We start from the raw sequence: 13,466 nt of genomic DNA, 5'->3' as shown, positions 1-13,466 counted from the left end.
CGAGCAGGACGTCATACGGCCCCCGCGGTCAGGGGTTCAGCAGCAGCACGTCGGCGCGGGCCTTGGCGGCCTCGTAGCGCTTCGCCACGTCCTGCCAGTTCACGACGGCCCACATGGCGTCGATGAAGTCGACCTTCTGGTTCTTGTACTGGAGGTAGAAGGCGTGTTCCCAGGCGTCGAAGACCAGGATCGGGGTGGAGCCCTGGCCGACGTTGCCCTGGTGGTCGTAGACCTGCTCCACGATCAGCCGCCCGCTCAGCGGCTCGTACGCCAGGACGCCCCAGCCCGAGCCCTGGGTGGTCGCGGCGGCCTTGGTGAGCTGCGCCTTGAAGCCGGCGAAGGAGCCGAAGGACTCGGCAATCGCGTCGGCGAGGTCACCGACACCGTCGGCGGCCAGGGGCTCGCCGCCGCCGTCACCGGTCATGTTGTGCCAGTAGATGGAGTGCAGGATGTGACCGGAGAGGTGGAAGGCCAGGTTCTTCTCCAGGCCGTTGATCGAGCCCCACTGCTCCTTGTCCCGCGCCTCGGCGAGCTGCTCCAGCGTGTCGTTGGCGCCCTTGACATACGCGGCGTGGTGCTTGTCGTGGTGCAGCTCGATGATCTGCGGGTTGATGACCGGTTCGAGCTCCGAGTAGTCGTAGGGAAGCTCCGGGAGCGTGTACACCGCCATGTCCAACATCCTCCGACGTTATTGCCACTGATGTGCAGTTGCACGCTAGCAGCAGTAGCGGCAATTATTGATCAGGCGATGGTCCTAGGACCGGTGTCACCGGGACCCCGACCGGCGCATGACGAACGACGGTGCGGCCGATCTCGCGTGCGGCGCCCGACCCCACCCCTCTGCCGCGAACTCCCTGGTGGCGGCGACCCGTTCGCCGCGTTCGGCACGGATGGCGGACGATCCCCAGCCGACACCTCCATCACCTGGACGCAGGACGCGGGCCCGCTCCTCCGCTCCGTCGGCCATGACGCGAATGGCGGCGGACTCGTCGCGGCCGAGGGCCTTGAGCGGGACGGACCGTGCGACATCCGGCGGGCCACCCCAGCCATCGGCGCCGACCCGGACGACTTTCGCCGCGATGGCCCATGGCAGCCGGGCGGGGGCACTGCTGCGCGCCTCGGGACCAGGGGTTGCATCGAAGGAGTCAAGGCCGCGTCCCCCAGGGGCGGCCATGTGCGCGGAGCCGGTTCGGTACACATCATCGGAGATCTTATTGCACACTACTTGCAACAACTTACTAATGGCAGAAAGGTCGGCCATGAGGTCTGCGATGGCGCCGGGCATCGAGTCGTCCTGCAGCAAGACGGGAGCGGACCCGGTCCGGGACCCGATCACACACCTCGAGGACACGCTGGACGACGCGGTCGCGGAGTGCTTCGACAAGGCGGCACGGGTCTTCGGGCTGCCGTATCCGGACGGTCCGGCCATCGAGGCGGTCACCGCCTGCGCCGAGCACGGCGTGAGCGCCGTGGTCGTGGTCGGCTGTGTCGCCGCGAACTCGCGGGTACGGTCGCCGGCCGAGGAGCACCGTCTGGCGGCGGGCGCCGAACTGCGGATGCCTCCGCTGCGGCTGTGCACCGACAACGGCGCGATGGCCGCCCCTGTCGGCGACCTTCTCGTACGGACGGGCGCCGCACCGGCACCGCTGGAGTACGCCGCACTGCATTCCGTCGTCATGGGGAAGGCGGTGGCCGCCTGATGACCACCGACATCCGTGTGCACCGGGACGCCGGGATACTCACGCACACCGAGTCACTGCATTCGGTGTACGTCGACGCCTTCTGCGCCCCGCCCTGGCACGAGGACGAGGCGCAGGCAACCGAGTTCGTCTCCCGGCTGCCGGCGAACGTGCGGCGTGCCGGGTTCACCGCCGCGACCGCCGTGCGCGACGGGGAGATCGTCGGCTTCGCCACCGCGTGGACCACTCCGTCTCCCCTCCCCACCGACCGCTGCTATCCCCAGGCGGCCGCCGGCCTCGGCAACGACCGCACCGCCGACTGGCTGTGCGGAGCCCGGGAGATCGACGAACTCGCCGTCCGGCCCACCGCCCGCGGCACCGGTCTCGCCACCCGCCTCCTCGAAGCGGTGACCGCAGACGCGCCCGAAGGGCGGGCATGGCTGCTCACCTCGGTCCGGAACGGGCGGGCCATGGCCTTCTACCGCCGCCACGGCTGGACGCAGGCCACCCACCCCTCCCCCGACGGCAAGGGCATCGTCGTCTTCCTCGGCCCGCGCCACCCCGCTCGTTCCCTCGCCCCGCTCCCCCTGTGAGCCTTCGGAGGCCCCGCCTTGCCCACCGCTGAAATCCGCCGCCATTTCCTCGAGATCGTCACCGAGCGCGCCACAACGTGGTCCTCAGCGCCCCACTGCGAACCCATGCCCCGACCTTGCTGTTCGTCAAGCACTGGCCCAGGGCGGCGAGGTCCTGGCACCGTTCCGGGCGCGTGACATGGGTCACCGCCCGGATCACGGACGTCCGCGTTCCTGACGGGCCGACTGCCCGTAGGCTGCCCGCAGCAGCTGGTTCGCCCCGTCAGCCAGACGAGGTGTCGCAAGAGGGAACCCGGTGGGAATCCGGGACTGCCCCGCAGCGGTGAGCGGGAACGACCGCCGTCATACGCACTGGGTCCGAAGTACCGGGCCCGGGAAGCGACGGCCAGTAGGTGTCCTCGAACGGTGAGGACGTGCCCGCGAGTCCGAAGACCTGCCAACTGCCCGCGCGCGAACCGTTCGTGCGCGGACATCCCGGTGACCTCGAGGGCGGGTCGGCGTACATATCAGGCGGACGGCCCTGCCTTGTCGCGCAGCGTCGGTCACGCCCGGTGTGTCTCCCCTTCGCGTTCTCGTCCCGTCTCCGGGATCTCAGGGATTCATCTCGCGAAGGAGATCTCCGTGACCACGAAGTCCGCAGCCGCGGCAGCACGGGCCACCGTGTACGGCTACCCCCGGCAGGGTCGGAACCGTGAACTGAAGAAGGCCGTCGAGGGCTACTGGAAGGGCCGCGTAACCGCCGAAGCCCTCCGCGCCACGGCCGCCGAACTGCGCCGTACGAACTGGCTGCAGTTGGCCGACGCGGGCATCGACGAGGTACCGACCGGCGACTTCTCGTACTACGACCACGTCCTGGACACCACGGTCATGGTCGGTGCGATCCCCGAGCGCCACCGCGCCGCCGTGGCCGGCGACGCGCTGGACGGCTACTTCGCCATGGCGCGCGGTACCCAGGAGGTGGCACCGCTGGAGATGACCAAGTGGTTCGACACCAACTACCACTACCTCGTCCCGGAACTGGGCCCCGACTCCGCGTTCACCGCCGACTCCGCCAAGCAGGTCGGTGAGCTGAAGGAGGCCCTCGCGCTCGGCCTGACCGCCCGGCCCGTCCTCGTCGGTCCCGTCACCTACCTTCTGCTCGCCAAACCCGCCCCGGGCATGCCGGCGGACTTCGAGCCGCTCACCCTGCTGGACCGGCTGCTGCCCGTGTACGCCGAGGTCCTGGCCGACCTGCGGGCGGCGGGCGCGGAGTGGGTCCAGCTGGACGAGCCCGCCCTCGTCCAGGACCGCACCCCGGCCGAGCTGAACGCCGCCGAGCGCGCCTACCGTGACCTCGGCGGTCTAGCCGACCGGCCGAAGCTCCTGGTCGCCTCGTACTTCGACCGGCTCGGCGAGGCGCTGCCGATGCTGGCCAAGGCCCCGGTCGACGGTCTCGCCCTGGACTTCACCGGGGCGGCGGCCGCCAACCTGGATGCGCTGGCCTCCGCCGGCGGGCTGCCCGGCAAGCGGCTGGTCGCCGGTGTGGTCAACGGCCGCAACGTCTGGGTCAACGACCTCGCCGCCTCCCTGTCCACGCTCGGCACGCTGCTGGGCCTGGCCGACCGCGTCGACGTGTCCGCCTCCTGCTCCCTGTTGCACGTCCCCCTGGACACCGCCGCCGAACGGGACATCGAACCGCAGATCCTGCGCTGGCTCGCCTTCGCCAGGCAGAAGAGCGCCGAGGTCGTCACCCTCGCCAGGGGTCTCGCCCGGGGCACCGACGCCATCGCCGCCGACCTGGCGGCGAACCGTGCGGACCTCGCCTCCCGTGCCGACTCCCCCGTCACCCACGATCCGGCCGTCCGCGCCCGCGCCTCCGCGGTCGCCGAGACCGACGGGCGCCGTTCCCCGTCCTACGCGGAGCGCGCCGCCGCCCAGCGCGCCCACCTCGGGCTGCCGCTGCTGCCGACCACGACCATCGGCTCCTTCCCGCAGACCGGCGACCTGCGCGCCGCCCGCGCCGACCTGCGCGCCGGGCGGATCGACACAGCCGACTACGAGGAGCGGATCAAGGCGGAGATCCAGGAGGTCATCTCCTTCCAGGAGAAGACCGGCATCGACGTCCTCGTACACGGCGAACCCGAACGCAACGACATGGTCCAGTACTTCGCCGAGCGACTCACCGGCTACCTGGCCACGCAGCACGGCTGGGTCCAGTCCTACGGCACCCGCTATGTCCGCCCGCCGATCCTGGCCGGCGACATCTCCCGCCCCGAGCCGATGACGGTGCGCTGGACGTCCTACGCCCAGTCGCTCACCGAGAAGCCGGTCAAGGGCATGCTCACCGGGCCGGTCACCATGCTCGCCTGGTCCTTCGTCCGCGACGACCAGCCACTCGCCGACACCGCCCATCAGGTCGCCCTCGCCCTGCGCGACGAGGTGCACGACCTGGAGGCCGCGGGCACGTCCGTCATCCAGGTGGACGAACCCGCCCTGCGTGAGACGCTGCCGCTACGCAGCGCCGACCGGGCCGGATACCTGGACTGGGCCACCGAAGCCTTCCGGCTCACCACGTCCGGCGTCCGCCCGGACACCCAGATCCACACCCACATGTGCTACGCCGAGTTCGGCGACATCGTCCAGGCCATCGACGACCTCGACGCCGACGTCATCAGCCTGGAGGCGGCCCGCTCCCGTATGCAGGTCGCCCACGAACTCGCCGCCCACGGCTACCCGCGCGAGGCCGGACCCGGCGTCTGGGACATCCACTCCCCGCGCGTCCCGAGCACCGACGAGGCCGCGGAACTCCTGCGCACCGGCCTCAAGGCCATCCCCGCCGAACGGCTCTGGGTCAACCCCGACTGCGGTTTGAAGACCCGCGCCTGGCCCGAGACCCGGGCCTCACTCGAACACCTGGTGACCGCCGCCCGCACCATCCGTGACGAGCTGTCCCGCTCCTGACCCCCGGCTCACCGGGCCGGACGCACGGCTTCCGGCCCGGTGAGCGGCACAGCCCGAAACGGATACACCTCATCGCAGGGCTGGGCGACGTACACCGCCGGCCAGCCCGCAGTCACCGCACTTCGAGCCGTTCGGCGCGCGGTAGTAGAGGCAGCAGCTTCGGCGGCGGAACGTGAGGTCGGGGCCGGTGAGCACGCCGGTGCCCGCCAGGCGTCCGGTGTCCAACAGCTCGGTCGTGAGGTCGGTGAGCGGCCCGCGTACGGCGGGACGGAGCGCGAGCAGGGCGTGGGCCGCCCCGGCGAGCGCCGACGCCGAGTTGCCGTCCAGCAGACGCGGGGCGACCTTGACGCGCAGTCCGTCGGCCAGTGCCGACAGGTGACGGGTCACCTGCTGGTACAGGGCGCGGGCGGTACCGTCGTCGAGCCGGTCAGCGTGCCAGCCGGCCGGGCGGGGCACCCGGAGGGCCGGCCCGTCGTCGGCCCGCTCCAGTCCTTCCAGGTCGGGGACGATTCCGTGCAGGACGACGCAAGCCAGGGCCGGTGACCAGAGACGGGCGGCGTGACCGAGGTGGGCGATGGAGACGCCGACGCGCGGCTCCACAGTGTGGTGGCGGCGTGCGACGGCTTCGGCAAGATCGGTGAAACCCGACGCGTAGGAACGGGCGACCGGATGCCAGCAGTCGTCCCGTCCGCCGATGTGCAGGGCGAAGAAGCCGCCGAGGCCCGCCACGTCGTGGAGGGCGGCGGCAACGGACGCGGCCGAGGCACGGGCGTCGTGCACGGTTCTGTCCTCCTTCCGGCTCTCCGTCCACACGGTCAGGAGGCCGAACGCCGTCGCGGCGGCGTGATGGCGTACAGGTCGAGGATGTCCGGCCGTGGTGCGACGCCCGGTCCGCCGGCGCGTGCCCAGGCGGCGATGTCCTCGGTCGCGTCCGGGTCGTTGACCAGTCCGAGCCAGACGGGCCGGGCGCCGGCGGCCCGGCCTTCCGCGGAGGGCTGGACGACGATGACGTTGGCGTGTTCGCAAACGTCGAGGCAGTCGGAGACGCGTACCGGTGCCGCGGCACGCAGGCGTTCGGTCTGGGCCGCGTGGTCGACACCGGTCACCTTCCGGGTGCCGCAGCAGCAGTCGCGGCACACGACGATGCGGCACGGCACGGGGCCGGTGACCGTCGCGGGCCTCTCGTCGTCAGTCGTTGGTCCGGTCGGCGTTACGGGCATGCGGTGCCGTCCCTCTCTCCGGGGAGATCCGCCCCGGGGTCTGTCGAGGAGGCGACCGCGTGAGTCTCCTGGCTCTCGGGTCAATGCTCGTCCCGGCCTTCCCACCCGCTACCGGGCAGTGGCCTGTCGGGACTTGCTCTCCGATCACAGTGGCGGGACCGCGCCGGATTCACACCGGCTTCCTCGTCCGCCGTCGCCCTGTCGCTGCTCATCCTCCCATCCCGGTACACCGTCCGGCCCGCTCCGAGTCGGCCGTCAGTCCGTCTCCTGAGCGTGCGGGGCCGTCGCGGGCGGATGGGTCGGACGGTCCCGCCCTCCGTCACGGCCGGACACCACCACGACGAGGAGCCCGACGACGACGGCCCCGACGGCGACCCGTCCCGCCGCCCGTAGCCACCAACCCGGCCGGCCCACGCCCCCGCCGGCCGGCCCCAGCCGTTCCGCCCGCCGGGCCGGTCTCAGCAGACGGATCAACAGCAGGGCCGCGACCGGCAGTTGCAGCAGCCACAGCATGGTGCGCGGCCATTCCCCGTACCAGACGTTGGTCCCGTACAACAGGGTGTGCCACACGCTCAGCACGTACACGACGATCACGAACCGGTGCAGCCGGCGCCAGGTGTTCGCTCCGATACGGTGCCGGACGTAGAACAGCAGCCCCAGCGGAATCGCCAGGTACAGGGCGCCCTGGCCGATCGGGATGGCGACCTGGCCGGTTCCGGAGTCGTACCAGCCCGGCACGAAGGTGTCCGCGAAGGCCACCCACAACCGCTCGGCCCAGTCCACCTTCGTCTCGTAGCGGACGAGTTCCGCCGCGAACATCAGCGCGTGCGCGAACATCAGGGCCATGGTCGTCAGGCTGGTGGTGCGGTGCCAGCGCTCCAGCACCTGCCGGGAGACCGGCAGCCGGGCGGGGCGTGGCCCCGACAGCACCAGGCCGAGCATGACCGTGCCCCACGCCCACAGCAGGGCCGACCAGCCGAACGCCTGGCTGAGCAGGTACATCCAGTAGGTGCCGGGATCGTCCATGAACGGCATGACCGCGACGGTGTCCGAAGCACCCGAATCCATGCGCGCCCACAGGAACGCGAACACGAGCGCCGTGACCACCACCGCCGCGGTGGCGTCGGGCAGGGCGGCCCGCAGATCGCCGCGCAGCGCGACGCGGTCACCGGGAGGCCGTTTCCCTCCGGGCAACGGGGTCATCGCCCCGTCTTCGTCCGGCCTCACGTCTGACGTCATCAGGGGCCTCCCGGGCACGGGCCACCGCAGCAGCGGTGCGCATGTGGCGTGAGGCAACAAGTCTGGCTGATGAGGGAGTGATCTCCGAAGGCGTTATCCGGCCAGAGCCGCCACGAGAACCGCGCGTGGAGGCACACCTTGTTCTGCGTCACCTCCACATTCAGGACAACCCGCCGAGGCTCCACTGTCGCAGGAAGCACGAGCGCCTCTACGCTGATCCTCGCAGTCGGTTCGCGCCTCCCGTCCACCCGGACGCCCGGTGGCGCGACGCAAGAGGGAACCCGGTGTGAGTCCGGGACTGTCCCGCAGCGGTGAGTGGGAACGAAAGCCGTCGGTGTCACTGGGCCCGCGTCAGGGCCGGGGAAGAGACGGCCGGTAGGTGTCCGCCCTTTCGGCAGACGTGCCCGCGAGTCCGAAGACCTGCCACTGCGCCCGCGTCCCGCGGGCTGTGCACGTGACCTCGTGGACTGGGTTGGCGGTATGGGCGGTCGTACGTCGTGCGTGTGGCCGCGCCTCCTTCCCTGTCGGTGTTCAACGCCCGGTACGGAGGAGGACGGTGTGCGGGACCCAGCCTGTTCGCGTCGGCCGTACCGACCCCGGGCCGGTGTGTCGTCCGGCAGACCGGAGCCGACGAGGCCCGGACCCGTCGCGGGCTTCCTCCGGGAACGGGACTCATCCGGAGGCGCGGTGTCCGGTGTCTGCCACGGCACTCTGGGCGAGCTGTACCAAGGCCCGTTGCGACCGGACACCGATCCCGAGATCGCGGTGGTGTCCTTCCCCGTGGACCGCCACTCATGGGTGTACTTCACACCGAGGACGACGGCCGGCCCGCCACGTCCGCCGGCACTGGGTGAGAAGTCGGCGACAGCGGCCCGGCTCTTCCTGGACCACTACGGTTTCGCCCTGCCCCCTGGCGACTGGCGCACCCACTCCGAACTTCCGGTGGGCGTGGGGATGGCCAGTTCCACGGCGGACATCGTGGCGACGCTGCGCTGTCTGTTCCGTGTCTTCTCCCTGCCGTACGACACGGACGTGGTCCTCGGCGTCCTGACGGACATCGAGCGCGCCGACAGCGTCTTCCTCGACGAGTTCGCCCTGTACCTCAGCGGCCGGCACCGGGTGGTGCGGCGGCTGGGCCAGGACATCGGCTTCCACACCGCCTACGTCACGGAACCCGGCACGGTGGACACCGCCGCCGTCACTCCCCTGCTGCTGGACCACTACCGGCGCCGCGGCGAGGAGTACCACCGGTGTCTGACCGATCTGCTGAAGGGCTTCGACTCGGGTGACCCGGCCGCCGTCGCCCGGGCCGCGACGACCAGCGCCGCGTTGTCCCAGGAGGTGCTGCCCAAGGCGACCTTCAGCAGCCTGCAGGCTCATCGTGAGCGGTTCGGCGCCGACGGCGTCTTCGTAGCCCACACCGGCTGCCTGGCCGGCTATCTCTTCGCCTCACACCCACGGGCCGAGGTCAAGTCCGAACTCTCCTCGTTCTTCCACTCGCTCGGCCACCAGTGCACCTTCACCCAAGGAGGCTACGGGTGATCCACCCCCACATCGCCGACGCCCTGAAAGTCCCGGACCTCGTCCGGCTCACCGACGGCCTGGTCCTGCTGCGGTTCGAGTCGATGAAGATCTACTCGGCCCTGGCCGCTGTCCGTCATCTGCTGGAGCGGGGCACGGTCCGTCCGGGCCAGACCCTGATCGACAGCTCCAGCGGCATCTACGCCTACGCCCTCGCGCTGGCCTGCCACCGGTACGGCATGCGGTGCCACATCGTCGCGTCCACCACCGTGGACGCCACCACCCTCGCCCAACTGGAAATCCTCGGCGCCGCGGTGGAGCAGGTCAGACCGTCGCGGAACCTCAAGCTCGACCAGGAACTGAGGGTGCGACGGGTGCGCGAGATCCTCGCCGAGGATCCCGGCCACCACTGGATGCGCCAGTACCACGACGACGTCCACTACCTTGGCTACCAGGAGGTCGCCGACCGGATCGCGGCGGAGTTCCCGGCCGCACGGCTGACCGTCGTCGGCGGGGTGGGTTCCGGAGCCTCGACCGGCGGCATCGTGGAACGCCTGCGCGTTGCGGACCCCTCGGTGCGTCTGGTCGGCGTCCAGCCCTTCGGCAGCGTCACCTTCGGCAGCCAGGACCATCACGATCCCGAGGCGATCATCGCCGGCATCGGTTCGTCGATCGTCTTCGACAACGTCCGCCACCATCTCTACGACACCGTGCACTGGCTGGACTTCACCCACGCCATGTCCGGTGCCGTCGCCCTGCTGCGCGAGCATGCGGTGTTCGCCGGGCTGTCCACCGGTGCCGGCTATCTGACGGCGACGTACGAGGCCCGCCGTCACCCCGACCGACTGCACCTGGTGGTAGGGGCCGACACCGGACACCGCTACGTGGAGCGCGTGTTCGCCCGGCACGCCGAGGCCCTGGACCCGGCCGCGCTGAAACCCCTCGAGGTCCGCACTCCGGAGGAGATGACCATGCCGTGGTCGAGGATGACGTGGCAGCGCACTTCCTGCCCGGCCCACTGGAAGGAGCGGGCGGCATGACCGTGGCCTGCCTGGAGTCACTGACCTTCGGCCTCGGCCATCTGGTCCGCGCCGCCGATCGGCTCGGCGAGCGCCTGCTGCTGCTGACCCGGGCCCCCGCCTACTACGCCTACGAATTGGACCGGCTGCCCGCCGGCACCCTCGACGTCGTCGTGACCGACACCTTCGACGTGGAGCGGACCGCCGATCTGCTCCGGCGCACCCCGGGACTGCGCGGCCTGATCAGTTCCACCGACATCTGGACCCTGGCCGGCGCTGCCCTCGCCGAACGCCTCGGCCTGCCCGGTCTCGATCCAGCCGTCCTGCGGCTGACCCGGGACAAGGCCGCCGTACGCAACAGGCTGCACAACGCGGGCCTCACCCGCGGAAGGGCCGTCGAAAACGCCGGCCCGGACCGTGAGGCACGTGGGCTGCTGCTCAAGGAGGCGGGACTGCCGCTCGTGCTCAAGGACACGGCGGGCACCGGGAGCCAGAACGTGTGGCTGGTCCGGGACGAGGGCGAACTCGACGCGGCGCTCGCCGAGGCGTCCGGTCGGGACCTGAAAGGACGGTTGTTCGCTGAGCCCTATTTCAGCGGCCCGGTGTACAGCGCCGAGACGCTCACTTGGGACGGCCGCACCCGGCTGCTGGGCGTCTCCAGCCGGCTCATGTCACCGGAGCCGCGCTTCCGGGAGGAGATCACCGCCTTCCCCGTCGCCTTCCCCGACCTGCAGCGGACATCGCTGGAGCGCTGGCTCGACCGGGTGCTCGCCGCCATCGGATACACCGACCGGTTCGCCCACGTGGAGTTCGTGCTGACCACCGACGGCCCGGAGGTGGTGGAGGTCAACCCCCGGATCGGGGGCGCCCTGGTCGGGGAGGGTATGTGCCGGGCGCTCGGCGTCAACGTGTACGAGGCGATGATCGAGGCCACGCTCGGCCGTCGCCCCCAGCTCATGGACTCGGACCTGCCCGGTGGTCCGGCCGTCGCCTTCGTACTCGGCTATCCTGCCGCACCCGGCGTGTTCACCGGCGTGGCCGGGCTCGACCGGCTCACCGACATGCCGGGAAAGCCCGCCTGGTACCCGGTCAAGCGGACCGGCGATCTCATCGAGCACCTGGGCGACAGCCGCGGTTACGCGGGCATCGTGTACGCCGAGGCGGAGACCGCCGAACTCGCCACCCACCGTGCGGTGGCCGCCGCGGGCGCCCTGCGGGTCCTCACCGACCCGGCCGGCCGGGAGGCGCCCGGTGGGTGAGCGCACCACCCGAGGGCCGGGTCTGCGGGTCTCGCTGTTCCCGCTCACCGGTCCGCTGCGGTTCCTCCTGCTCAGCTCGTTCCTCATTCCGCTCGGCAGCTTCATGGTCCTGCCGTTCATGTCGGTGTTCCTGCACGAACGGCTCGGGATGGGGCTCGGCACGGTCGGGGTCGTCCTGGCCGTGGCATCGCTCGTGCAGTTCTCCGGCGGCATCGTCGGAGGAGCCCTCGCGGACCGGATCGGGCTGCGCCGCACGATGCTGTGGGCACTGGTCGTGCGCACCGCCGGTTTCGCCGGGCTCCTGCTGGCCCTGCGCTGGCCGCCTCTCGCGGTCTGGGCGCTGGTCCTGACGTGCTGCGGTGCCGCGCTCTACCTGCCCGCGAACAAGGCGTATCTGGTGCACGGCGTCGACGACGAGCGCCGCCCGGCGTTCCTGTCGGCGGGCAACGCGGCACTCAACGCGGGCATGGCCGTAGGCCCGTTGATCGCCGGGCCGTTCGTCCTGTCGTCGCCCGGCTGGCTGTTCGCGGCCGTCACGGCGCTGTTCCTTGCGGTCACGGTGGGACACGCACGGCTACCGGGGACCACCGCGGAACACCCCACCGGATCACCGGAAACTGCCCCGTCGGGACTCCTGACCGGCGTGGCACTCCTGCCGTTCGCCGCCAACGCGCTGGCCTTCTACCTCTACTTCCACTTCCAGCACTTCCTTGCGGTGTACGCCGTCGCGCGCGCCTCCAGCGCGTTCTACAGCGTGGTGCTGCTGCTCTGCTTCACGCTGGTCATCGTCGTACAGCCACTCGCGTCCGGCATGATCCGGCGCATGCCGTACGCCCTCGCCCTCGCGGTCGGCTTCACGGGCCTGGCGGCGGGCCTGGCCGTGCTGGCGGCCGGAACCCGGGCTGCACTGCTGGCCGGCGGCGCCCTGATCACCCTGGGCGACATCGTGCTGTTCCTGAAGAACGACCTGGAGGCGCTGCGCCGCAGCCCGCGCTCCGACGCCGTGGTCTTCGGCCAGCAGCGGCTGGCCGCGGGCCTGGGCGCCTGCGCGAGCGGCGTGCTCGGCGGACAGTTGTACGGCCTCGGCGAACGGGCCGGATACACCGGCTGGTTCTGGCTGCTGGCAGCCGCCCAGTGTCTGCTGCTCCCCCCGCTTCTCCTCACGCTGCGCCGTCGCACGGCGCGGCGCCCTGTCCCCGACGGCGACCATGAAGGAGCACTGACCCGCGATGACACGAACGGGCGGATTCCAGGACGATGACTTCTGGACCGAGTTCCACGACTTCCTCTTCTCCGAGCAGCGCCACGAGCAGGCCGAGGAGCTGCTGGACACCTCTCCCCTACTGACCTTCCCGCAGAGGTCGCGCGTGCTGGACCTGTGCTGCGGGCCTGGGGTGTTCACCGTCCCGCTCGCACGCCGCGGGCACCGCGTGACCGGAGTTGACCTGAGCCCGGCCATGCTGGATTGGGCACGCAAGCGGTCGGCCGACGCCGGTGCCGAGGTGACGTACGTGCGGGCCGACGCCCGCGAGTACGAGGCACCGCAAGCCTTCGACGTCGTCCTCAACATGTTCACCTCCTTCGGGTACTTCGAGGACCCCGCAGACAACGCGCGCATGCTGCGCACCATGCACACCTGCCTGGCCCCCGGCGGCACGCTCGTCCTGGACCTCGCCGGGAAGGAGCTCCTGGCCCGCAGGGTCACCCCTCCCAAGGTGGTGCGGCGGGGCGACGACCTGATGGTGCAGACCGACACCGTGCTGGACGAGTGGGCGCGGCTGCGCAGCGAGTGGGTGCTGGTCCGGGGCGAGCGGGTGACGCGGGCCACCTTGACGTGGTTCGTGTACAGCGCGGTGGAGCTGCGGCGGATGGCCGAGGAGGCCGGCTTCGCACGCGTCGAGGTCTTCGGCGGGTTCGACGGACGCCCCTACGACGAGAACGCCGAGCGGCTCGTCCTTCGGGCGGTCCGCGAAGCGTGAGGAAGGCAGGGCGTGCG

General features: G+C 71.0%; 11 protein-coding genes, 1 pseudogene and 3 riboswitches. Of the genes and pseudogenes, 8 read left to right on the top strand and 4 right to left on the bottom strand.

Translation table 11 applies throughout. The annotated features are described in order from the left end of the window. Positions 1-28: 28 nt before the first annotated feature. Positions 29-670 (bottom strand): superoxide dismutase, encoded by a 642-nt coding sequence (locus AY578_RS30075; RefSeq protein ID WP_019521412.1) that lies wholly within the window; start codon positions 668-670, stop codon positions 29-31. Between the two features lie 643 nt (positions 671-1,313). Here AY578_RS30075 and AY578_RS30070 point away from each other — a divergent pair. From AY578_RS30070 to metE, 3 genes and pseudogenes are all read left to right on the top strand, one after another. Next, positions 1,314-1,700 (top strand): annotated as a pseudogene (locus tag AY578_RS30070) (tRNA (adenosine(37)-N6)-threonylcarbamoyltransferase complex transferase subunit TsaD); the annotation flags it as partial. Continuing rightward, positions 1,700-2,272, top strand: coding sequence for a GNAT family N-acetyltransferase (locus tag AY578_RS30065; protein WP_019521415.1), 573 nt, complete (start codon positions 1,700-1,702; stop codon positions 2,270-2,272). The pseudogene AY578_RS30070 and the gene AY578_RS30065, both read left to right, overlap by 1 nt. Positions 2,273-2,518: 246 nt before the next feature. Next, positions 2,519-2,715, top strand: a riboswitch (cobalamin riboswitch). 178 nt (positions 2,716-2,893) lie between these two features. Beyond that, the gene (metE, locus tag AY578_RS30060) at positions 2,894-5,212 is read left to right on the top strand and encodes a 5-methyltetrahydropteroyltriglutamate--homocysteine S-methyltransferase (protein WP_125503107.1); all 2,319 of its coding nucleotides are present in this window, start codon (positions 2,894-2,896) and stop codon (positions 5,210-5,212) included. A gap of 69 nt (positions 5,213-5,281) precedes the next feature. On the opposite strand, the gene AY578_RS30055 is transcribed toward metE, so the two are convergent. The 3 genes from AY578_RS30055 to AY578_RS30045 form a co-directional block, all read right to left on the bottom strand. Then, on the bottom strand, positions 5,282-5,992 hold the full coding sequence (locus AY578_RS30055; RefSeq protein WP_125503109.1) for a (2Fe-2S)-binding protein: 711 nt from the start codon (positions 5,990-5,992) through the stop codon (positions 5,282-5,284). Between the two features lie 35 nt (positions 5,993-6,027). Next, entirely contained in the window at positions 6,028-6,432 is a 405-nt protein-coding gene (locus AY578_RS30050; protein ID WP_063823401.1) for a hypothetical protein, read from the bottom strand. A 61-nt stretch (positions 6,433-6,493) separates the two neighbouring features. Next, a riboswitch (cobalamin riboswitch) is annotated at positions 6,494-6,617 on the bottom strand. A gap of 70 nt (positions 6,618-6,687) precedes the next feature. Continuing rightward, positions 6,688-7,635: a ferric reductase-like transmembrane domain-containing protein gene (locus AY578_RS30045; RefSeq protein WP_019521419.1), complete on the bottom strand. Its 948-nt coding sequence runs from the start codon at positions 7,633-7,635 to the stop codon at positions 6,688-6,690. 249 nt (positions 7,636-7,884) lie between these two features. Further along, positions 7,885-8,109, top strand: a riboswitch (cobalamin riboswitch). A gap of 297 nt (positions 8,110-8,406) precedes the next feature. Between AY578_RS30045 and AY578_RS30040 the strand changes: the two genes are divergently transcribed. From AY578_RS30040 to AY578_RS30020, 5 genes are read left to right on the top strand one after another with little or no spacing between them, the layout of a single operon-like run. Then, on the top strand, positions 8,407-9,213 hold the full coding sequence (locus AY578_RS30040; RefSeq protein ID WP_240661111.1) for a GHMP family kinase ATP-binding protein: 807 nt from the start codon (positions 8,407-8,409) through the stop codon (positions 9,211-9,213). Further along, a complete protein-coding gene (locus tag AY578_RS30035; RefSeq protein ID WP_215187830.1) occupies positions 9,210-10,232 on the top strand; it encodes a cysteine synthase family protein in 1,023 nt (340 codons plus the stop codon). The genes AY578_RS30040 and AY578_RS30035 overlap by 4 nt, the downstream gene beginning before the upstream one ends. Continuing rightward, positions 10,229-11,470 carry an ATP-grasp domain-containing protein gene (locus tag AY578_RS30030; protein WP_019521422.1) on the top strand — a complete coding sequence of 414 codons (1,242 nt, stop codon included), beginning with the start codon at positions 10,229-10,231 and terminating at the stop codon, positions 11,468-11,470. The genes AY578_RS30035 and AY578_RS30030 overlap by 4 nt, the downstream gene beginning before the upstream one ends. Then, positions 11,463-12,731, top strand: coding sequence for an MFS transporter (locus AY578_RS30025; RefSeq protein ID WP_019521423.1), 1,269 nt, complete (start codon positions 11,463-11,465; stop codon positions 12,729-12,731). Before AY578_RS30030 ends, AY578_RS30025 begins: the two co-directional genes overlap by 8 nt. Then, positions 12,700-13,449 carry a class I SAM-dependent methyltransferase gene (locus tag AY578_RS30020; RefSeq protein WP_019521424.1) on the top strand — a complete coding sequence of 250 codons (750 nt, stop codon included), beginning with the start codon at positions 12,700-12,702 and terminating at the stop codon, positions 13,447-13,449. Before AY578_RS30025 ends, AY578_RS30020 begins: the two co-directional genes overlap by 32 nt. Positions 13,450-13,466 lie beyond the last annotated feature (17 nt).

Origin of the sequence: Streptomyces thermocarboxydus, assembly GCF_024760485.1 — a bacterium.
In the GTDB taxonomy this organism is placed as follows: Bacteria; Actinomycetota; Actinomycetes; order Streptomycetales; family Streptomycetaceae; genus Streptomyces; species Streptomyces cellulosae.
This window is presented reverse-complemented; position numbering and strand designations above follow the sequence as displayed.

Excerpts from the sequence above, each read along its gene's own strand:
- AY578_RS30075 (WP_019521412.1), bottom strand. The coding sequence starts at position 670 with ATGGCGGTGTACACGCTCCCGGAGCTTCCCTACGACTACTCGGAGCTC.
- AY578_RS30065 (WP_019521415.1), top strand. The coding sequence starts at position 1,700 with ATGACCACCGACATCCGTGTGCACCGGGACGCCGGGATACTCACGCAC.
- AY578_RS30050 (WP_063823401.1), bottom strand. The coding sequence starts at position 6,432 with ATGCCCGTAACGCCGACCGGACCAACGACTGACGACGAGAGGCCCGCG.
- AY578_RS30045 (WP_019521419.1), bottom strand. The coding sequence starts at position 7,635 with ATGACCCCGTTGCCCGGAGGGAAACGGCCTCCCGGTGACCGCGTCGCG.
- AY578_RS30030 (WP_019521422.1), top strand. The coding sequence starts at position 10,229 with ATGACCGTGGCCTGCCTGGAGTCACTGACCTTCGGCCTCGGCCATCTG.
- AY578_RS30020 (WP_019521424.1), top strand. The coding sequence starts at position 12,700 with ATGACACGAACGGGCGGATTCCAGGACGATGACTTCTGGACCGAGTTC.